General features: G+C 71.2%; 18 protein-coding genes and 1 riboswitch. Of the genes, 10 read left to right on the top strand and 8 right to left on the bottom strand.

Features of this window, described 5'->3' with window-relative positions; genetic code table 11:
- Positions 1–4: 4 nt before the first annotated feature.
- Positions 5–1,345, bottom strand: coding sequence for a 3-phosphoshikimate 1-carboxyvinyltransferase (gene aroA / locus OG413_RS03555; protein ID WP_266802949.1), 1,341 nt, complete (start codon positions 1,343–1,345; stop codon positions 5–7).
- 220 nt (positions 1,346–1,565) lie between these two features.
- Positions 1,566–2,279 (bottom strand): M50 family metallopeptidase, encoded by a 714-nt coding sequence (locus OG413_RS03550; RefSeq protein ID WP_266802948.1) that lies wholly within the window; start codon positions 2,277–2,279, stop codon positions 1,566–1,568.
- A gap of 53 nt (positions 2,280–2,332) precedes the next feature.
- Here OG413_RS03550 and OG413_RS03545 point away from each other — a divergent pair, with 53 nt between their 5' ends.
- From OG413_RS03545 to OG413_RS03505, 9 genes are all read left to right on the top strand, one after another.
- Positions 2,333–3,148, top strand: a complete 816-nt coding sequence (locus tag OG413_RS03545; RefSeq protein WP_266802947.1) for an SOS response-associated peptidase — start codon at positions 2,333–2,335, stop codon at positions 3,146–3,148.
- 45 nt (positions 3,149–3,193) lie between these two features.
- The gene (locus OG413_RS03540) at positions 3,194–3,835 is read left to right on the top strand and encodes an alpha/beta family hydrolase (protein WP_266802946.1); all 642 of its coding nucleotides are present in this window, start codon (positions 3,194–3,196) and stop codon (positions 3,833–3,835) included.
- A 289-nt stretch (positions 3,836–4,124) separates the two neighbouring features.
- Positions 4,125–4,793, top strand: a complete 669-nt coding sequence (locus OG413_RS03535) for a sigma-70 family RNA polymerase sigma factor (RefSeq protein ID WP_266809867.1) — start codon at positions 4,125–4,127, stop codon at positions 4,791–4,793.
- Positions 4,790–5,110 (top strand): mycothiol system anti-sigma-R factor, encoded by a 321-nt coding sequence (gene rsrA / locus OG413_RS03530; RefSeq protein WP_266802945.1) that lies wholly within the window; start codon positions 4,790–4,792, stop codon positions 5,108–5,110. The genes OG413_RS03535 and rsrA overlap by 4 nt, the downstream gene beginning before the upstream one ends.
- A 253-nt stretch (positions 5,111–5,363) precedes the next feature.
- Complete coding sequence (locus OG413_RS03525; protein WP_266802944.1) at positions 5,364–6,806, top strand: HD-GYP domain-containing protein; 1,443 nt, start codon at positions 5,364–5,366, stop codon at positions 6,804–6,806.
- On the top strand, positions 6,803–8,065 hold the full coding sequence (locus OG413_RS03520; protein ID WP_266802943.1) for an HD-GYP domain-containing protein: 1,263 nt from the start codon (positions 6,803–6,805) through the stop codon (positions 8,063–8,065). Before OG413_RS03525 ends, OG413_RS03520 begins: the two co-directional genes overlap by 4 nt.
- A gap of 92 nt (positions 8,066–8,157) precedes the next feature.
- On the top strand, positions 8,158–9,150 hold the full coding sequence (locus OG413_RS03515; RefSeq protein ID WP_266802942.1) for a hypothetical protein: 993 nt from the start codon (positions 8,158–8,160) through the stop codon (positions 9,148–9,150).
- A 117-nt stretch (positions 9,151–9,267) separates the two neighbouring features.
- Complete coding sequence (gene def, locus OG413_RS03510; RefSeq protein WP_266802941.1) at positions 9,268–9,906, top strand: peptide deformylase; 639 nt, start codon at positions 9,268–9,270, stop codon at positions 9,904–9,906.
- 241 nt (positions 9,907–10,147) lie between these two features.
- On the top strand, positions 10,148–10,885 hold the full coding sequence (locus OG413_RS03505) for a D-Ala-D-Ala carboxypeptidase family metallohydrolase (protein WP_266802940.1): 738 nt from the start codon (positions 10,148–10,150) through the stop codon (positions 10,883–10,885).
- Between the two features lie 89 nt (positions 10,886–10,974).
- Here the strand turns inward: OG413_RS03505 and OG413_RS03500 are convergent, their stop codons facing one another.
- Complete coding sequence (locus tag OG413_RS03500; protein ID WP_266802939.1) at positions 10,975–11,949, bottom strand: GlxA family transcriptional regulator; 975 nt, start codon at positions 11,947–11,949, stop codon at positions 10,975–10,977.
- A gap of 81 nt (positions 11,950–12,030) precedes the next feature.
- Here OG413_RS03500 and OG413_RS03495 point away from each other — a divergent pair, with 81 nt between their 5' ends.
- Positions 12,031–12,243, top strand: a complete 213-nt coding sequence (locus OG413_RS03495) for a hypothetical protein (protein WP_266802938.1) — start codon at positions 12,031–12,033, stop codon at positions 12,241–12,243.
- Between the two features lie 18 nt (positions 12,244–12,261).
- On the opposite strand, the gene OG413_RS03490 is transcribed toward OG413_RS03495, so the two are convergent.
- From OG413_RS03490 to OG413_RS03470, 5 genes are all read right to left on the bottom strand, one after another.
- Complete coding sequence (locus OG413_RS03490) at positions 12,262–13,275, bottom strand: ribonucleotide-diphosphate reductase subunit beta (RefSeq protein ID WP_266802937.1); 1,014 nt, start codon at positions 13,273–13,275, stop codon at positions 12,262–12,264.
- Positions 13,275–15,683 carry a ribonucleoside-diphosphate reductase subunit alpha gene (locus OG413_RS03485; RefSeq protein WP_266802936.1) on the bottom strand — a complete coding sequence of 803 codons (2,409 nt, stop codon included), beginning with the start codon at positions 15,681–15,683 and terminating at the stop codon, positions 13,275–13,277. The genes OG413_RS03490 and OG413_RS03485 overlap by 1 nt, the downstream gene beginning before the upstream one ends.
- Before the next feature lie 144 nt (positions 15,684–15,827).
- A riboswitch (cobalamin riboswitch) is annotated at positions 15,828–15,957 on the bottom strand.
- Positions 15,958–16,190: 233 nt separating this feature from the next.
- Entirely contained in the window at positions 16,191–17,825 is a 1,635-nt protein-coding gene (gene mctP / locus OG413_RS03480) for a monocarboxylate uptake permease MctP (protein WP_266802935.1), read from the bottom strand.
- Complete coding sequence (locus OG413_RS03475; RefSeq protein ID WP_266802934.1) at positions 17,822–18,076, bottom strand: DUF3311 domain-containing protein; 255 nt, start codon at positions 18,074–18,076, stop codon at positions 17,822–17,824. Before OG413_RS03475 ends, mctP begins: the two co-directional genes overlap by 4 nt.
- Before the next feature lie 360 nt (positions 18,077–18,436).
- Positions 18,437–19,201 carry a GntR family transcriptional regulator gene (locus OG413_RS03470; RefSeq protein WP_073717913.1) on the bottom strand — a complete coding sequence of 255 codons (765 nt, stop codon included), beginning with the start codon at positions 19,199–19,201 and terminating at the stop codon, positions 18,437–18,439.
- Between the last annotated feature and the right edge of the window lie 175 nt (positions 19,202–19,376).

Genomic DNA, 19,376 nt, shown 5'->3' with positions numbered 1-19,376 from the left:
GTCCTCAGGCCCCGAGCATTCCGGTCCACATGTCCGGGAAGTCCGGCAGGGTCTTGGCGGTCGTGCCCACGTTCTCGATCTCCACTCCTGGGACGGCGAGGCCGATGATCGACCCGGCCGTGGCCATCCGGTGGTCGTCATACGTGTGGAAGACGCCTCCGTGCAGCGGTCGCGGCCGGATGTGGAGACCGTCGGCGGTCTCCGTGACATCGCCGCCGAGCTCGTTGATCTCCTTGGTCAGTGCGGCCAGCCGGTCCGTCTCGTGCAGCCGCAGATGCGCGACGCCGCTGAGCGTGGAGGGGGAGTCGGCCAGCGCCGCGACGGCCGCGATGCCCGGGGTCAGCTCGCCCACCTCGCTCAGGTCCACGTCGATGCCGTGGATGCGGCCGGAGCCGGTGAAGGTGAGCCCGCGCTCGGTGAGCTCGCAGCTGCCGCCCATCGCGGTGAAGATCTCGCGCAGCGCGTCACCGGGCTGCGTGGTGCGCTCCGGCCAGTCGGGGACGGTGACCCGGCCCCCGGTGACCAGCGCGGCGGCCAGGAACGGCTGCGCGTTGGACAGGTCCGGCTCGATCGTCAGGTCGCGGCCCAGCAGCGCGGACGGGGAGACCCGCCAGACGTTCGGCTCGCCGCCCGTCTCCGGCTCGTCGACCTGGGCGCCGACGGCCCGCAGCATGTCGACCGTCATCCGGATGTGCGGCATCGACGGGAGGGCGGAGCCGGTGTGCCGTACCTCCACGCCCTGGTTGAACCGGGGGCCGGACAGCAGCAGCGCCGAGACGAACTGGGAGGACGAGGAGGCGTCGATCGCCACCGGGCCGCCGTCCAGCGCGCCCCCGCCGTGCACGGTCAGCGGCAGCGCGCCGCGCCCGTCGTCGTCGATCCGGGCGCCCAGCACCCGAAGGGCGTCGATCACGCCGTTCAGGGGGCGTTCGTACGAGCGGGGGTCGCCGTCGAAGCGGACCGGGCCGTCCGCGAGGGTGGCCACCGGCGGCAGGAAGCGCATGACCGTCCCGGCGTTGCCGACATCGATCGTGGCCGGGCCGTGCAGTCCCGCCGGGATGATCCGCCATGCCTCGCCGGAGCCGTCCGGGACGCTCGTGCCGATGGAGCTGGAGGACACGGTCTCCTCGATGCCGACGCCCATCGCGCGCAGCGCCTGGGCCATCAGCAGGGTGTCGCGGGAGCGCAGCGGGCGGCGCAGCCAGCCCGGCTCGGCGGAGAGGGAGGCGAGGACGAGTGCCCGGTTGGTGACCGATTTCGATCCGGGCACGGTGACGGTCGCGTCGACGGCTCCGCTCGCGTGGGGGGCGGGCCAGAGGGCGGGGTGCACGGAACTTTCGGTCATGGCCCTCACTTTAGTGGCTCATCGCAAACCCGGATCCTGAACAAACGGGCGGAAACCGGGGCGTAATACCGACGTGGTACATACCGGGGGCGCCCCCTGCCCCGACGGACCCGGCGGCCGTCGGAATGCTCTGCGGCCACCCGGTGACGACCCTGCGGCCATCCGGCCCCGGCGACCGGAGCCCGGTGGCCGCCCGGCCCCGTGACCGGGCCCGGTGCCGTCACAGACCCAGCAGCCAGCGCCCGCCGCCGATCAGCGAGCAGAGCGACACCGCGTGGAAGAAGAACAGCCACAGCGCCGCCGGGACGTCCGTGAGCCGTGCCAGCTGGTCCGCGTCGGAGTCCGGCGCACCGCCGTGCCGCCGCTTGGACTGCAGCTCGAACGGTGGGCGTACGCCGCCGAGCAGCAGGAACCACACCGCCGCGTACGCGAACGCCGACTGCACGGCGGCCGAGGTCAGCCAGGACACCAGCAGGAAGACCGTGCCCGTGAGGATCACGGTCAGGGCCCCGTACACATTGCGGATCATCACCAGCATCGCGGCGAGCAGTGCGGTGGCCACCCACAGGAGCAGCGTGATCCTGCCGTCGGCCAGCAGCCAGGCGCCGCCCAGGCCCAGCAGCGACGGCGCGGTGTAGCCGGCCGCCGCGGTGAGGATCATGCCGATCCCGGTCGGCCGGCCGCGGCTCACGGTCAGCCCGCTGGTGTCCGAGTGCAGCCGGATCCCGGAGAGCCGGCGGCCGGTGAGCAGGGCCATCAGCCCGTGGCCGCCCTCGTGCGCGATGGTGATCGCGTTGCGCGAGAGCCGCCATATGAGGTTCGGCACGACCGCGACGAGTGCGGCGGTGGCCGTCACGACCACCAGCCACTGCTCGGGCGCGGGCTGGGTGCCGAAGACGCGATCCCACAGATCGCCCAGTTCGGTGGCGTTCATTGGCCGGGCGGCTCCTTGCGGTCGGGGCGGGAGGTCGTGGCAGTCTGGCACTTATGTGTGGACGGTTTGCAGCGAGTCGGCGGCCCGAGGACCTGACCGGGCTCTTCGAGGTCGAGAAGTGGGAACCCGCCGAGACCCTTGAGCCCGACTGGAACGTGGCACCGACCAAAGAGGTCTACGCGGTACTGGAACGTCCTGTTAAGGACGCAGACGATCAACGTCCGGTTCGCCAGCTGCGTGCCCTGAAGTGGGGACTCGTGCCCTCCTGGGCGAAGACCCCGGAGGGCGGCGCCCGCATGATCAACGCCCGTGCGGAGACCGTGCACGAGAAGCCGTCCTTCCGCCGCCCCTTCGTCCAGCGGCGCTGCGTCCTGCCCGCCGACGGCTACTACGAGTGGGTCACGGGCTCCGAGGAGCGGCAGCTGGAGGAGACCGGGAAGAAGAAGCGGCCGCGCAAGCAGCCGTACTTCGTGACGCCCGCCGACGGTTCGGTCTTCGCGATGGCGGGCCTGTACGAGTTCTGGCGCGACCGGACCCTGCCCGACGACCATCCGCTGGCCTGGTGGGTGACCTGCTCCGTGATCACCACCGAGGCGGAGACCACGCCGCTGGCCGTCGCCCCCGCCGAGGGCCCGGCCACCCTCGCCGAGATCCACCCGCGGATGCCGCTGATGCTGACCCCGGACCGCTGGGACGCCTGGCTGGACCCGTCGCGCACCGAAGTCGAGGAGCTGCGGGGGCTGCTCTCCCCGCCGCCGGGCGGGCTGCTGCGGGCCTTCCCGGTGGGCACCGCGGTGAGCAACGTGCGCAACAACGGCCCCGAGCTGCTGGAGGAGCTGGCCGCGCCGGAGGTCGCCACGCTGTTCTGACCGCGGCGTTCCGGTCGCGGCCGGGCGCGGGGCAGGATGGGCCGCGTGAGCCGTACGGAGAGCGTGCAGAAAGTCGTCACCGGGGTGGGCGAGGCCAGGATCACCTGGCGGCCCGCGAAGGACGCCCGGCTGGTGCTGGCCGTCAGCCATGGCGCGGGCGGTGGCATCGAGGCCCGTGACCTGAGGGCGCTGGCCGCCGCGCTGCCGTCCCACGGGGTGACCGTCGCCCTGGTGGAGCAGCCCTGGCGGGTGGCCGGCAAGAAGCTGGCTCCCGCGCCGAAGACCCTGGACACCGGGTGGCGCGGAGTGTGGCCCGCGCTCACCGGACCCGGACTGCCGGTCGTGGCGGCGGGGCGCAGCGCAGGGGCCCGGGTGGCGTGCCGGACGGCGACGGAGCTCGGCGCCCACGCCGTCCTCGCGCTCAGCTTCCCGCTGCACCCGCCGGGCAAGCCGGAGAAGTCCCGGGCGGACGAGCTGCTGGGGGCGGGCGTACCCACCCTGGTGGTGCAGGGCGGCAACGACCCGTTCGGGCGGCCCGCCGAGTTCCCGCCGGACCCCTACGAGCTGGCCGAGGTGCCGTACGGGGACCACGGCTTCGCCGTACCGAAGCGGTCCGGCCTGACCGAGGATCAGGCGATGGGCATCCTGACAGCGGCCGTGACCGGGTGGCTGTCCTCACTCGTGTGACGCACGCCCCGTGTGACGTACACCGCGGGAATGCTGAGTGCGGGGCCACTGTTGTTCGGGACGTCGGTACAAGTACGTCGTACGTGGAGAGGGAGTCTGTCGCATGGGTTCGACCATCTGCCCGCGCCGCTCGAACGCCGCTGATCTGGAGTGGACGGTGCTGCACGCGGCCAAGACCGCTCCCGAGCGGGCGCTGAGCGGATCGGATCGACAGCCCGTCTCCAAGCAAGGTCGACTATTCTCCGAGGCGAGCGGGTCCGGTTTCGGCTCCGCCACATCGTTGGAGGAGGTGGGTCCGGTCACTGGGACCGACACAGGGACCGACGACGGCCGCGCTGAGGAGACGACCGCCGAGCGCAACGCGCGTTTCGAGCGGGACGCTCTCGGTTTTCTCGACCAGATGTACTCGGCCGCACTGCGCATGACGCGCAACCCCGCCGACGCCGAGGACCTGGTCCAGGAGACGTATGCCAAGGCGTACGGGTCCTTCCACCAGTTCCGTGAGGGTACGAACCTCAAGGCGTGGATGTACCGCATTCTTACCAACACCTTCATCAACTCGTACCGCAAGAAGCAGCGTGAGCCCCAGCGCAGCGCCGCCGAGGAGATCGAGGACTGGCAGCTGGCGCGTGCCGAGTCGCACATGTCGACCGGTCTGCGTTCGGCGGAGTCCCAGGCCCTCGACCACCTGCCGGACTCCGACGTGAAGTCCGCGCTCCAGGCGATCCCCGAAGAGTTCCGCATCGCCGTGTATCTCGCCGACGTAGAGGGCTTTGCGTACAAGGAGATCGCCGACATCATGGGGACTCCTATCGGTACGGTGATGTCCCGACTGCACCGCGGACGCCGTCAACTGCGCGGCATGCTGGAGGACTACGCCCGTGAGCGCGGGCTCGTCCCGGCCGGTGCCGGTGCCGGTGCCGGTGAGTCGGACGATCGGAAAGGCTCGGCCTCATGAGCTGCGGAGAGCCGCACGAGACGGATTGCTCAGAGGTTCTCGACCATCTCTACGAGTTCCTCGACCGTGAGATGCCCGAGGGCGACTGCACCAAGTTCGAGGTGCACTTCGAGGAGTGCTCCCCGTGCCTGGAGAAGTACGGCCTGGAGCAGGCCGTGAAGAAGCTGGTCAAGCGCTGCTGCGGTCAGGACGACGTCCCGACCGACCTGCGGTCCAAGGTGATGGGCCGGATCGATCTGATCCGTGCCGGACAGGCCGTGCCCGACCGGGACGTGACGATCGGCGGAGCCGACCGCTCGGCGGCCGCCACGGAGTGACCGCGAGTGACAGCGGCGGCAGTCGACCGCTATACGGGTGAGGGCGTGCCGCGATATACGCGGCGCGCCCTCCTTCGCGCCACCTGGACTTCGCCTCCCCCGGACGACGCGACTCCCGGACGTCGCCTCTCCCGAACGCAACCCCCGAACGTCACGTCACCCGAATGTGCTAATCGGATCCGTTGGGGCTCGACGGTCCTCCCAACTCGCTAGCCTGGCGCCTTCATTGACCAGGCTGGGGGCGGGTGCGGACGTGAGGGGCACACCGGGCGCGGCGCGCGCGCTGATTCTGGCCGCGGTGCTCTGCGCCGCCCTCTGCGCCCTGCCCGCGCCGGCGCCGGGGGCGGCCGTTCCCTGGCAGACGCTGGGTCTCCTCACCGCGCTCTGTCTCGTCTGTGAACTTCCCGGCCGCTGCCCCTTCTTCGGCAGCTCCGTGCCGGTCAGTGCCGGATCGTTCCTTCCGCTGCTGCTCGCCGCCGCGTTCCTGTTGCCGCCGCCCGCCGCCGTCCTGGTCGCGGTGCCCGGCTCGCTGGCCGGACGGGTGGAGAAGCCGCCGGTGGCCGCCCGGCGGATCTGGCGGGCCGCCCAGCTCGCCGTCACCGTCTGGGCCGCCTCGTCCGTCCACACCGCTCTCGGCGGCCCGGCCACGCTCGGGGGCGGCGAGGGTCCGCAGTCGGTGCCCGGCTTCCCGTACGCGCTGCTGCCCGCCTGCGCCGCCGCTCTCGTCTTCAGCCTCGTCCTGACCGCCCTGGACGGCGGCATCCTCATGGCCGCGGAGCGGCTGCCGTTCCGTCGTGCCTGGCGCGGGCTGCTGTCCCGGTCGCTGGGACCGCACCTGGTGCACGCGCTGGCCGGGCTGATGATGGCCGTCCTGTGGCGCAGCTCGTACGGGCCGCCGGCCGCGCTCGTCGTGCTGCTGCCGATGTACATCTCCTGCTGGGTCTTCGCCCAGTACCACCGTGAGCACGCCGCGCACCGCGCCACCATCCGGGCGCTCGTGCAGGCCGTCGACATCAAGGACAAGTACACCCGCGGCCACAGCGAACGGGTCGGCCTGGCCTCCGTCATGATCGCCCGCGAGCTCGGTATGGAGGCGAGCCGGATCGAAGCGCTCCGGTTCGCCGGGATCCTGCACGACGTCGGCAAGCTGGGCGTCCCGACCCGGGTACTGCGCAAGGACGGGCCGCTCACCCCCGAGGAGCGCCGCGTCATCGAACTCCATCCCGAGTACGGACACGAGATCGTCCGGGGCATCGGCTTCCTGGACGAGGCGCGCGCCGCGATCCTGCACCACCACGAACGGCTCGACGGCAGCGGCTACCCGTACGGGCTCAGCGGCGGCCGTATCCCCGAGTCCGCCCGGGTCGTCGCGGTCGCCGACGCCTTCGACGCGATGACCTCGACGCGCTCCTACCGGCGCGGGCGGCCCGTCCCGGCCGCGGTCGCGGAGCTGCGGCGGTGCGCGGGCAGCCAGTTCGACCCGCGGATGGTGGGGGCGCTGACGCGGGCCCTGGACCGGCACGGCTGGTCCGGCGCGGCGACGACCGTCACCGCGGACGAGCAGACGGTGCCGGTGCCGCGTCAGGGGGCGAGGGCCGGGCGCGACGGTCCGCAGGCCGGGCCCGCTATGACGAGAGCCGGGCTCGACACGTCGCCGGACCGGTCCCTCGACGCGTCGCCGGACCGGTCCGGATGAGCCGCCTCCACGGGCTGCGGCAGCCCCCGGCCGTCCTCGCCGTCCGCGGGGCCGCCCTCGCGCTCGTCCTCGCCGGGTTCGGCCACATCCTGTGGCGGGGCGTGGCCGAACCCGGCCACGCCCTCGCCTTCTGCCTCCTCATCACCGTCGGCGAGCTGGCCCGCTGGGGCTCGCTCCCGGGCGAACGGGAGCCCGCGCCCCTCGGGGCCGCCGGAGCACTCGGGTACGCCCTCCTCGGACGCAGCGGCGGGGAGCCCACCACGCACGGGGTCCTCCAGGTGATCGTCGTCGTGGTCGTGGCACAGCTCGTCGCCGCCGTGCCGCAGCTGGCGCGCGGCCGTGGGCCCGGCCTCGACCGGCCGGCCCGGCGGGTCCTGTCCGTCGTCTTCGCCGCGGTCTGTTTCCAGCCGCTCTTCAATTCGGGCCAGGGCGTGCCCCGGTTCGGCGAGGGCCCGTACTTCGCCCTCTTCCTGCTCCTGCTGCTCGTGCTGACCGCCCTGTGCGACGCCGTGCTCGCCGCCCTCCTGGCCCGCTCCCGCACGCGCCATCCGTACGGCCCGCTGCTCCGCGACGAACTGCGCGCCCTGCCCGGCATCGGCTCGGCGGTCTGCGCGACGGGTGCGGTGCTGGCGCTCGGGGTCGCCGCCGCCGGGCTGTGGGCGCTGCCCGTCGTCTGCGTACCGCTGCTGCTGACGCAGGTCTCCTTCAGGCGGTACGCGGCCGTCCGCACGACCTACGGCCAGACCATCGCCTCGCTCGCCCGCTCCACCGAGGTCGCCGGGTACACCCCGCACGGGCATGCCCGCAGGGTCGCCGGGCTCGCCACCGCGGTCGGGCGGGAGCTGGGTCTGTCGGGGGCGCGGCTGACCGTGCTGGAATACGCGGCGCTGATGCACGACATCGGGCAGCTCTCCCTCGTCGACCCGGTGGCCGACGGGGCGACCGCCACCCTTCCCGCCGTCGAGCAACGCCGGATCGCGCTGCTCGGCGGGGCCGTGGTCCGGCAGACCGGGGTGGACCCGAAGGTCGCCGCGGTGGTGGAGCGGCAGGCCGATCCGTACCGGGAGCAGCCGTTGAGCGCCCGGATCGTCAGGACGGCCAACGCATACGACGACCTGTGCGGGGAAGGCATCAGCGGGCCGCTCGGCGCGCTGGAGCGGCTGAGGCTCGCCACCGGCCACGACCACCAGCCGCAGGTGGTGGAAGCGCTGGCGAGAGTCCTGGCCCGCGATGGTCTGACCCCGGTCCGGGGTGGGTAACCCATGGGTAATGAGCGGGCGTCCGGCCGGGCATGGTTGGATGCGAAAGCAGAGCGGAAAACGAGGGTGTCCAGTCGGGACAGGCGGGAATCGTGAGGATCTTCGGGAAGGTACGGCATCGGCCATCCGCATCTTGGCGGCAGGCCACGGACCGCGCGTTCACGCTGATCGGCGACGGCCGGTACGAGGACGCGGGGGCGCTGCTGACGCGCGCGGCGGACCTGGAGCCCTGGCTCTCGGAGTCCTGGTTCAATCTCGCGCTGCTGCACAAGTTCCGGCACGACTGGGAGCAGGCGAGAGCGGCGGGCCTGCGGGCCGTCGCCCTGCTCGACCGGGAGTCCGGAGCCCCTGACTGGTGGAATGTCGGGATCGCGGCCACCGCGCTCCAGGACTGGCCACTGGCGCGCCGGGCCTGGCAGGCGTACGGCCTCAAGGTGCCGGGCAGCGGTCAGCACAACGCGGCGTCGAACACCGAGCCGACCGGCATGGAGCTGGGCAGCGCGGCGGTACGGCTTTCGCCGGAGGGCGAGGCCGAGGTGGTCTGGGGCCGCAGACTCGATCCGGCCCGGATGGAAGTGCTGTCGATCCCGCTGCCGTCCTCCGGGCGGCGCTGGGGCGAGGTCGTCCTGCACGACGGGGTGCCGCACGGTGAGCGGGTCACCGCCGCCGGGCCCTCGTATCCGGTCTTCGACGAGATCGAGCTGTGGGCGCCGTCGCCCGTGCCCACCTGGGTGGTGCTGCTGGAGGCGGCCACCGAGGCGGACCGGGACGCGCTGGAGCAGCTCGCCTCGGACGCCGGGTTCGCCGCCGAGGACTGGTCGTCCTCCGTACGGCTGCTGTGCCGGGCCTGCTCGGAGAGCCGGATGGAGAGCGACGAGGGCGACGGAGAGCATCTGGACCCGCACGACCACAGCGAGCCGGGCCACCCCGGGCCGCTGGGCCATCGCACCGCCGGTGACCTGTGGGTTCCGGAGCGCGAGTGCGGTCTCGCGGCGCCCGCCGGGCTGGTGCGCGGGCTGCTGGACGGCTGGGTCGCGGACAGTCCGGACAGTCGGGAATGGCGGGATCTCGAAGAAGTCTGCTGAGCGGTGCCCGTAGGCTGTACGGGCACCGATCGCGGTGCTGATTCTCCCGAGTCTCCCGAGTTTCCCGGGGTTCCGGGTTTCCCGAGTTTCAGGTTTGCAGGAAGGCGTACGGCGGACATGTCGCAGCAGGAGACGGACGAGCAGATCAGCGTGGACGACGAAGGTTTCGTCGTGGACACCGAGGACTGCGAGGCGCGCGAGGCGGCGTACCGCGAGCGGGGCACCTCTCGTCCGATCACGGTCGTGGGCAACCCGGTGCTCCACAAGGAGTGCCGGGACGTCACCGAGTTCGGCGACGAGCTGGCGCAGCTGATCGACGACATGTTCGCCAGCCAGCGGACGGCGGAGGGCGTGGGCCTGGCCGCCAACCAGATCGGCGTCGACCTCAAGGTCTTCGTCTACGACTGCCCGGACGACGACGGTGTGCGGCACGTGGGCGCCATCTGCAACCCGGTGCTGGACGAGCTGCCGCCCGAGGCGCGGGTGCTGGACGACTCCAACGAGGGCTGCCTCTCGGTTCCGACGGCGTACGCGTCGCTGGCCCGCCCGGACTACGCGGTGGTGCGCGGCCAGGACGCCAAGGGCAACCCGGTCAAGGTGCGGGGCGACGGGTACTTCGCGCGCTGCCTCCAGCACGAGACGGATCACCTGTACGGCTACCTGTACATCGACCGGCTCTCCAAGCGGGACCGCAAGGACGCGCTGCGGCAGATGGAAGAGGGCACCCCGCGCTACGAGGTCGTCGCGAACGACTGACGGGCGAGGCGGTGGGGGCGGGGGTCCGCGGCCGGTGACGGCGGCGGACCCCCGCCCGCTTTCCCGACGGCAGGGCGGGGGCGGTGCGGAGGCTACGGAGGCGCGGAGGCCGTGCGGCCGGGCACTCGGGTGGCTTCTGGCAGGTAACTGTCGCTTCTCCAGAGGGAGTTGACGCGCGTCGACTCCTGGGCCAGGCTCGCCTGAACGTCACGAACATCACCCGGTGATAGGGAGTCCCCCCATGCTCAGACGCACCGCGCGCGCCCTGCTCGGTTTTGTCATGGCCATTGCATTCACCGTGGGCGGGGTGTTCCTGACCGCCGGTACCGCGCAGGCCGACGGCTGTTACACCTGGTCCCGCACGCTGTCGCCCGGCGCCACCGGCAACGACGTCGTCCAGCTCCAGATCCGGGTCGCCGGCTACCCCGGGTACAACGCCGTGCTCGCCGTCGACGGTTCGTACGGCCCGGCCACCACCGCCGCGGTGAAGCGCTTCCAGGCCGCGTACGGTCTGGCCGCCGACGGTGTCGCGGGCCCGGCCACCCAGGCCAAGATCTACGAACTCCAGGACAACGACTGCACGCCGGTCCACTTCACGTACGGCGAGCACAACACCTGCAACAGCACCTGGGCCGGTGGTGCGGTCGCCGCGGGAACGGCCAAGGCCAACGCCCTGAGCACCATGTGGAAGCTGGAGGCCCTGCGGCGCGCCCTCGGTGATCAGTCCATCCGCGTCACCAGCGGCTTCCGCTCCACCTCCTGCAACGCGGCCGTCGGCGGAGCCGCCAACAGCCGCCATCTGTACGGAGACGCGGCCGACCTCGGCGCCGGGCCGCACTCCCTGTGCACCCTCGCCAAGCAGGCCCGTAACCACGGCTTCAACGGGATCCTCGGCCCCGGGTACCCCGGCCACGGTGACCACGTGCACGTCAACCAGGGTCCGAGCCACTACTGGTCGGCGTCCAGCTGCGGCATCTGACCGGGCGGTGGGCGAGGGGCCCGTGCGAGCGGGGCCCCCTCGTGTGCGCGGCGGCCGTGTACGACCCCGTGTGCGGTGGCCGTGCGGGATCAGACGGCCTCGGAGAGCGCGGCCGGACCGCGGAAGGTGCGGCGGTAGGCGTTCGGCGTCGTCCCGAGGGACCGTACGAACTGATGGCGCAGCGCCGCCGCGTTGCCGAAGCCGGTCTGCCCGGCGATCGTGTCCATGGTCTCGTCCGAGGTCTCCAGCAAGTGCTGGGCCAGCAGCACCCGCTGCCGCAGCAGCCAGCGGTACGGGGTGGTCCCCGTCTCCTGCTGGAAGCGGCGCGCGAACGTGCGCGGGGACATGTGGGACAGGCCGGCCAGCTGCTCGACGGTCATCTCCCGGTCGAGGTGGCGCTCCATCCAGGCGAGGGTTTCACCGACCGTGTCGCACCTGGTGCGGGGCAGCGGGCGCTGGATGTACTGGGCCTGGCCGCCGTCGCGGTGCGGTGGCACCACCATGCGGCGGGCGATGGTGTTGGCGACATCGGGGCCGTGCGCCTGGCGGACCAGATGCAGACAGGCGTCGATCCCGGCGGCGGTGCCCGCCGAGGTGATGATCGGCCCCTCGTCCACGTACAGCACGTCCGGCTCCACGACGGCCTCGGGGAAGCGCCGGGCCAGCTCGTCGGCGTGCCGCCAGTGGGTGGTGCAGCGGCGGCCGTCCAGCAGCCCGGCCGCGCCGAGGACGTACGCGCCGGAGCAGACGCTCAGCACCCGTGCGCCGCGTTCCACGGCCCGGCGCAGCGCGTCCAGGACCTCCTCCGGATACTCCCGCTCCATGAAATGACTGCCCGCCGGCACGGCGATGAGGTCGGCCTCCTCCAGGCGGTCCAGGCCGTGGGGCGTGCTGATGGTGAACCCGGCGTGCGTCCGCAGTTCCGGGCCCTCCGCCGAGACCACCGCGAAATCGTGCACCGGCAGCCCCTCGTCGCTGCGGTCGAGTCCGAAGACCTCGCACAGCACGCCGAGTTCGAAGGGGTGGACCTCGTCGAGCAGCAGGGCGGCGACATTTTTCAGCATGACGGCAGTGTGGCAGTAATTCGATGCTGTGTGACAGTCCTGCCACTGCCGCAATCCGCCCGCACGGACGAGAGTAGGGGCATGAACACATTCCTGAACTACCTGGGCATTACGGTTGTTTTCGCCCTCTTCCTGCTGCCGACGTTCGTCGGGCTCGCCCGTGAGCGCCGCATCGACCGTGAGCTGAGAGAAGCGGAACGGGCCCGCGAGGCCGAACCCCCGCGAACGGCAGGCGCCGCGCAGCCGGTCACGGCCACGCGGCGCCCCCACCTCAGAAGCTGGGCCAGGATCTGACCCGGCCCGACGGACCGCTCAGAAGTCGTCGTCGAAGCCGACCGAGCCCTCCACCGCCACCTGATAGGCGGACGGGCGGCGCTCGAAGAAGTTCGTCAGCTCCTGGACGCCCTGGAGCTCCATGAACGAGAACGGGTTCTCCGAGCCGTACAGCGGGGGGAAGCCGAGGCGGGTGAGCCGCTGGTCGGCCACGCACTCCAGGTACTGGCGCATCGACTCCGTGTTCATGCCGGGCAGGCCCTCGCCGCACAGGTCGCGGCCGAACTGAAGCTCCGCCTCGACGGCCTCCTTCAGCATGTCGGTGACCTGCTGCTGGAGCTCGTCGTCGAAGAGTTCCGGCTCCTCCTTGCGGACGGTGTCCACGACCTCGAACGCGAAGTTCATGTGCATGGTCTCGTCACGGAAAACCCAGTTGGTGCCCGTGGCGAGGCCGTGCAGCAGGCCGCGCGAGCGGAACCAGTAGACGTACGCGAAGGCGCCGTAGAAGAACAGCCCCTCGATGCACGCCGCGAAGCAGATCAGGTTCAGCAGGAAGCGGCGGCGGTCCGCCTTCGTCTCCAGCCGGTCGATCTTCTCGACCGAATCCATCCACCTGAAGCAGAACTGCGCCTTCTCGCGGATGGAGGGGATCTCCTCGACCGCGTCGAACGCCGCCGCCCGGTCGTCCGGGTCGGGCAGATACGTGTCGAGCAGCGTCAGATAGAACTGGACGTGCACGGCCTCCTCGAAGAGCTGCCGCGACAGATACAGCCGCGCCTCCGGGGAGTTGATGTGCTTGTACAGCGTCAGCACGAGGTTGTTGGAGACGATCGAGTCACCGGTCGCGAAGAACGCCACCAGCCGGCCGATCATGTGCTGCTCGCCGGGGGAGAGCTTGGCGAGGTCGGCGACGTCGGAGTGCAGGTCGACCTCCTCCACCGTCCAGGTGTTCTTGATCGCGTCCCGGTAGCGCTCGTAGAAGTCCGGGTAGCGCATCGGCCGCAGGGTCAGTTCGAAGCCCGGGTCGAGCAGGTTCTTGTCGTTGGAGCTCATTACTGGCAGGCCTCGCAGGACTCGGGGTTTTCCAGGGAGCAGGCGATGGCGTCCGCGTCGGGAGCCTGGGCCTGCTGTACGGGGATGGGGGCGGTGGCGGACGCGGAACCGGACGCGGCACGGGCGATCCGGGTCGCCGGGCGCGAGCGCAGGTAGTACGTCGTCTTCAGCCCCTGCTTCCAGGCGTACGCGTACATCGAGGAGAGCTTGCCGATCGTCGGCGTCTCCAGGAACAGGTTCAGCGACTGGCTCTGGTCGAGGAACGGCGTACGCGCCGCCGCCATGTCGATCAGGCCGCGCTGCGGGATCTCCCACGCGGTGCGGTACAGCGCCCGCACGTCCTCGGGGATCCAGGCGAAGCCCTGCACGGAACCGCTCGCCTCGCGCAGCGCCTCACGGGTCCGGGCGTCCCAGACGCCGAGCTGCTTCAGCTCGTCCACCAGATAGGCGTTGACCTGGAGGAACTCACCGCTGAGCGTCTCGCGCTTGAACAGGTTGGACACCTGCGGCTCGATGCACTCGTACACCCCGGCGATCGAGGCGATCGTGGCGGTCGGCGCGATGGCCAGCAGCAGCGAGTTGCGCATCCCGGTCTTCGCGACGCGGGCGCGCAGGGCCTCCCAGCGCTCCGGCCAGTTCAGCGCGGTGTCGTAGTGGTCGGGGTGCAGCACGCCGCGCGCGGTCCGGGTCTCGGCCCAGGCCGGGAGCGGGCCCGAGCGCTCGGCGAGGTCGCAGGACGCCTCGTACGCCGCGAGCATGATGCGCTCGGAGATCCGCGTCGACAGGGCCCGCGCCTCGGGGGAGTCGAAGGGCAGCCGGAGCTGGAAGAAGACGTCCTGGAGGCCCATCGCGCCCAGGCCCACCGGGCGCCAGCGGGCGTTGGAGCGCCCGGCCTGCTCGGTCGGGTAGAAGTTGATGTCGACGACCCGGTCCAGGAAGGTCACGGCGGTGCGCACGGTGGCGTCCAGCCGCTCCCAGTCGATGGACCCGTCCGCGACGAACGACCCCAGGTTGACCGAGCCGAGGTTGCAGACGGCCGTCTCGCCGTCGTCGGTGACTTCGAGGATCTCGGTGCACAGGTTCGACGAGTGGACGACGCGGCCCGGCTCGGCGGTCTGGTTGGCCGTCCGGTTGGAGGCGTCCTTGAACGTCATCCAGCCCTGGCCGGTCTGCGCGAGCGTACGCATCATCCGGCCGTACAGGTCACGCGCGGGCATCGTCTTGCGGGCCAGCCCCGACGCCTCCGCCGCACGGTAGGCCGCGTCGAACCCGTCGCCCCACAGGTCCACCAGCTCGGGCACATCGGCGGGCGAGAACAGCGACCACTGCCCGTCCGTGTCGACCCGGCGCATGAACTCGTCCGGGATCCAGTGCGCCAGGTTGAGGTTGTGCGTACGCCGCTGGTCCTCACCCGTGTTGTCGCGCAGCTCCAGGAACTCCTCGATGTCCGCGTGCCAGGTCTCCAGGTAGACGGCGGCGGCGCCCTTGCGGCGGCCCCCCTGGTTGACCGCGGCGACCGAGGCGTCGAGCGTCTTCAGGAACGGCACGATGCCGTTGGAGTGCCCGTTGGTGCCCCGGATCAGCGAACCGCGGGCGCGGATACGGGAGTACGAGAGGCCGATGCCGCCCGCGTGCTTGGAGAGCCGCGCCACCTGGTGGTAGCGGTCGTAGATCGAGTCCAGCTCGTCCTTGGGCGAGTCCAGCAGATAGCAGGAGGACATCTGCGGGTGCCGGGTGCCGGAGTTGAAGAGCGTGGGGGAGGAGGGCAGGTAGTCCAGCCGGCTCATCAGGCCGTACAGCGCCGCGACCTCGTCCAGCGCGCGCACGGTCTCGTCCTCGGCCAGACCGGCCGCGACCCGCAGCATGAAGTGCTGCGGCGTCTCGATGACCTGGCGGGTGTGCGGGTGGCGCAGCAGATAGCGGCTGTGCAGCGTCCGCAGCCCGAAGTAGCCGAAGCGGTCGTCCGCGCCGTCGGCCAGCGACCGCTCGACCAGCGCGTCGAGCGCGGCCGCGTGCAGCGCCACGAAGGCGGCCGTACGGTCGGCGATCAGGCCCTCGCGGTGTCCCACGGCGACCGAGGCGGAGAACGACAGCGCGCCCTGTCCGGCGGCCTCGTCGGCGATGGAACGGCTCAGCAGCCGGGCGGCGAGCCGGGAGTACGCCGGGTCCTCGGAGATCAGGCCCGCGGCCGCCTCGGTGGCCAGCGAACGCAGCTCGGCCTCGTCCGACCGGGCGTTGCGGCCGCGCAGCGCGGCGGCGGCGACCCGTCCGGGGTCGGTGTCGGGCAGATCGACGGTGAGGTCGGTCAGGGTCCGCAGGAGTGCGGTCCCCGGCGCGTCGGTCGTGGCTTCCGTCGCCTCGGCGGCTGCGGCGGAGGCTGAAACCGGATCGGCTGGCGCGATGGTCACTGGGCTTTCCCTCGCTCGGCGGGGGCCGGGCGGAGAGCGGGGCAGCCGGGCAGCGCGAAGCCCGGAGCGGGGCAGCACTGCGTACGGCGTCCACCGGCCCATCCGCGAGGCCCGGACGTCTTGGCGTCCGGTTCGGTCGAGCCGGACGCGCTGTCGACAGGTCGTCGGACTTCGGGTGTGCAAAAGCACACTGAATACACCGTTGCGGGACAGTTCCGGATTCGCACCGGATTCCCCTGCGACGACAGCGAGCACGAGCATACATGTGGGGGCCGCCCGATGAGGCAGCCCCCACATGTTGTGTCGCGAGGTGTGTTGAGCCCTGACGGAGCGTCGGCCGGAGGGCCTCCGGCGGCAGGCCGGGAAGGGGCTTCCAGCCCCGCTGGGAGCCCCGTACGGGGCCGTTCCGCCCACTCCCGCGTCGTTGTCCGGGGCGCCGGAAAGCGTGCGGGCCGCCGCGCCCCCCAGGGGGAGACGTGACGGCCCGCGTACCGCTGATACGGGGGGTCAGTGACCGCCCGGCGCACCCGCCGTCGCGGGCGGCAGCGTCGCCTTGACGCCCGCGTCGCCGACATCCGCCGTGTAGTCGGCGGGGGAGGTCTCGTCGACCCCCGCCGGGGCCTTCAGCGCGTTCAGGACGAGGGTCAGGACGATCACGACGACGACGTTCAGCACGAACGCCGTCAGCCCGATGTAGCCGATCTCGCCGATGCCCGGGATCTCCTTCGACGACCCGCCGAAGTGCTTCTGCGTGGGACTGGCCACGCCGTACGCGGCGACCGTCCCGTACAGCATGCCGACCGCCCAGCCCGCGATCAGCGCCCAGCGGTGGAACCACCGGGTGAAGAGACCGCCGACCAGGGCCGGCATCGTCTGGAGGATCCAGATGCCGCCCAGCAGCTGGAAATTGATCGCGACCGTCTTGTCCATGGTCAGGACGAAGGCCAGCGCCCCGACCTTGACCAGCAGCGAGACCAGCTTGGAGACCTTCGTCTCCTGCGCGGGTGTCGCGTCGGGCTTCAGGAAGTCCTTGTAGATGTTGCGGGTGAAGAGGTTGGCCGCGGCGATGGACATGATCGCCGCGGGCACCAGCGCGCCGATGCCGATGGCGGCGAAGGCCACGCCCGCGAACCAGTCGGGGAACATGTTCTCGAACAGCTGCGGGATGGCCAGCTGACCGTTGTCCACCTTGACCCCGGCGGCGATCGCCATGAAGCCGAGCAGCGCCAGCAGGCCCAGCATCAGCGAGTACAGCGGCAGGATCGTGGTGTTGCGCCGGATCACCTCACGGCTGCGGCTGGAGAGCGTCGCCGTGATCGAGTGCGGGTACATGAAGAGCGCCAGCGCCGAGCCCAGGGCCAGGGTGGCGTACCCCCATTGGCCCATGTCGCCGGGGACCAGGGCGCCGCGCGGCTGGCCGGTCGCCGGGTTCTTCTGCGCGAACGCCTCGCCCGCCTTGGCGAAGATGTCGTCGAACCCGCCCAGCTTGATCGGGATGTAGATGATCGCCACCACGATGACCAGGTAGATCAGGCCGTCCTTGACGAACGCGATCAGCGCGGGCGCGCGCAGCCCGGACGAGTAGGTGTACGCGGCGAGCACCGCGAACGCGATGAGCAGCGGCAGGTCCTTGATGAACCAGTGCGTGGTCTCCCCGCCGCCCACGCCCATGACGTCCAGCACCGCCTGGATGCCGACGAGTTGGAGCGCGATGTACGGCATCGTGGCGAGGATGCCGGTGACGGCGACCGCCAGCGAGAGCCCCTTCGAGCCGAAGCGGCCGCGGACGAAGTCCGAGGTGGTGACGTAGCCGTGCTTGTGCGACACCGACCACAGACGCGGCAGGAAGGTGAAGATCAGCGGGTAGACGAGGATCGTGTACGGAACCGCGAAGAAGCCCGCCGCGCCCGCCGCGTAGATCGCCGCCGGGACGGCGACGAAGGTGTAGGCCGTGTAGAGGTCGCCACCCAGCAGGAACCAGGTGACCCAGGTGCCGAACGACCGCCCGCCCAGACCCCATTCGTCCAGGCTCGCCTCGTTCTCGGCCCTGCGCCAGCGGGCGGCCATGAAGCCGATGACCGTGACGGCCAGGAAGAAGAAGATGAAGACGCCGAGCGCGACGCCGTTCACGCCGTCCTTCATGCGGAAGCACCGCCCTTGCGGGCGCGCTGGTCACGCTGCCACAGCTTGTACGCGACCATCGTCAGCGCGGTCGAGATGAGCACCCAGAGCATCTGGTACCAGTAGAAGAACGGGATGCCGATGAACGTCGGCTCGACCTTCGCGTACGAACTCACCCACAGCATCGCCACGAACGGCGCGACGAGGCAGAGAGCGATCACCACTCTCATGGGTGTGACCGTGGGTGGTTTCGCCTCGGTGTCTTCTGGCATGTGGTGACTCCGTCCCCTCGCTGACCACCGGCGGCAATGGGCGGGGAATCCGGGCGGGCTGTCCGGCCGGCGTCACCCCCTGTGCCCAGTGCGGTCCGGCAACGGTGATGTATCGGAGGGAGTCACGTACGCGGGCGCGATCCGGTTCACCCGGCGCGCGATCCGTTTCATCCGGTCGGGTGATCCGGATCGCGCGCCGGGGACCGGGCAAACGAATTCGGGGCGCTCGCCCGCGATGTCGCGGGCTGCCTGCCCCATCCGGCGGTGATCGCGGGGGACTTCAACGCCACCCCGGCGGCCGGGGGAGTCCCCCGGCCGCCGTACCTGCCCGTCGTCCGTCCCCCATCGGGGCGAACGGCCTCAGTCCGTGGGCCGCTTCAGCCTGGCGACGAACTTGTACCGGTCGCCGCGGTACACCGAGCGCACCCACTCCACCGGTTCGCCCTGCCCGTCGATCGAGTGGCGGGACAGCATCAGCATCGGAAGGCCCACGTCCGTACCGAGCAGACCCGCCTCGCGCGGTGTGGCCAGCGACGTCTCGATGGTCTCCTCGGCCTCGGCCAGCCGGACGTCGTACACCTCGGCGAGCGCGGTGTAGAGCGAGGTGTACTTCACCAGCGAACGGCGCAGCGCCGGGAAGCGTTTGGCCGAAAGGTGTGTGGTCTCGATCGCCATCGGCTCGCCACTGGCCAGCCGCAGACGCTCGATCCGCAGCACCCGTCCGCCCGCCGTGATGTCCAGCAGACCGGCGAGCGTGTCGTCGGCCGTGACATAGCCGATGTCCAGCAACTGAGACGTCGGCTCCAGTCCCTGGGCACGCATGTCCTCGGTGTACGAGGTCAGTTGGAGCGCCTGGGAGACCTTCGGCTTGGCGACGAAGGTGCCCTTGCCCTGGATGCGTTCCAGCCGGCCCTCGACCACCAGCTCCTGGAGAGCCTGGCGCACGGTGGTGCGCGAGGTGTCGAACTCGGCGGCCAGGGTGCGTTCGGGCGGCACTGGTGTACCCGGTGGCAGGGTGTCGGTCATGTCGAGGAGATGGCGCTTGAGCCGGTAGTACTTCGGTACGCGCGCAGTGCGCGTTCCCGCACCGGTCTCGTTCCCCGAACTGCCCCCGTCGGCGCCCATGGCCCGCCTTCCCGACTGCTGCGTTGCTGCCGTCACCGGCTCCTCCGTCTGTCGCGGCTCACATGGTGGCACGGTCCCGTCACGGGTCCTCGCCCTCCCTTAGGTGTCGGTCCTATAACGGACGCGAGTGCACTTCTTATACACCCTTGACACCCCTAAAGGTCTAGGCCAAGCT

Origin of the sequence: Streptomyces sp. NBC_01433, from assembly GCF_026340105.1 — a bacterium.
Lineage (GTDB): Bacteria > Actinomycetota > Actinomycetes > Streptomycetales > Streptomycetaceae > Streptomyces.
The sequence above is the reverse complement of the archived record's forward strand: the minus strand, read 5'-3'. Positions and strand labels throughout refer to the sequence as shown.

Coding starts and splice junctions, on each gene's coding strand:
- OG413_RS03500 (WP_266802939.1), bottom strand. CDS start 11,949: ATGCTGAAAAATGTCGCCGCCCTGCTGCTCGACGAGGTCCACCCCTTC.
- OG413_RS03475 (WP_266802934.1), bottom strand. CDS start 18,076: ATGCCAGAAGACACCGAGGCGAAACCACCCACGGTCACACCCATGAGA.
- OG413_RS03490 (WP_266802937.1), bottom strand. CDS start 13,275: ATGAGCTCCAACGACAAGAACCTGCTCGACCCGGGCTTCGAACTGACC.
- OG413_RS03470 (WP_073717913.1), bottom strand. CDS start 19,201: ATGGGCGCCGACGGGGGCAGTTCGGGGAACGAGACCGGTGCGGGAACG.
- aroA (WP_266802949.1), bottom strand. CDS start 1,345: ATGACCGAAAGTTCCGTGCACCCCGCCCTCTGGCCCGCCCCCCACGCG.
- def (WP_266802941.1), top strand. CDS start 9,268: ATGTCGCAGCAGGAGACGGACGAGCAGATCAGCGTGGACGACGAAGGT.
- rsrA (WP_266802945.1), top strand. CDS start 4,790: ATGAGCTGCGGAGAGCCGCACGAGACGGATTGCTCAGAGGTTCTCGAC.
- OG413_RS03545 (WP_266802947.1), top strand. CDS start 2,333: ATGTGTGGACGGTTTGCAGCGAGTCGGCGGCCCGAGGACCTGACCGGG.
- OG413_RS03520 (WP_266802943.1), top strand. CDS start 6,803: ATGAGCCGCCTCCACGGGCTGCGGCAGCCCCCGGCCGTCCTCGCCGTC.
- mctP (WP_266802935.1), bottom strand. CDS start 17,825: ATGAAGGACGGCGTGAACGGCGTCGCGCTCGGCGTCTTCATCTTCTTC.
- OG413_RS03550 (WP_266802948.1), bottom strand. CDS start 2,279: ATGAACGCCACCGAACTGGGCGATCTGTGGGATCGCGTCTTCGGCACC.
- OG413_RS03505 (WP_266802940.1), top strand. CDS start 10,148: ATGCTCAGACGCACCGCGCGCGCCCTGCTCGGTTTTGTCATGGCCATT.
- OG413_RS03495 (WP_266802938.1), top strand. CDS start 12,031: ATGAACACATTCCTGAACTACCTGGGCATTACGGTTGTTTTCGCCCTC.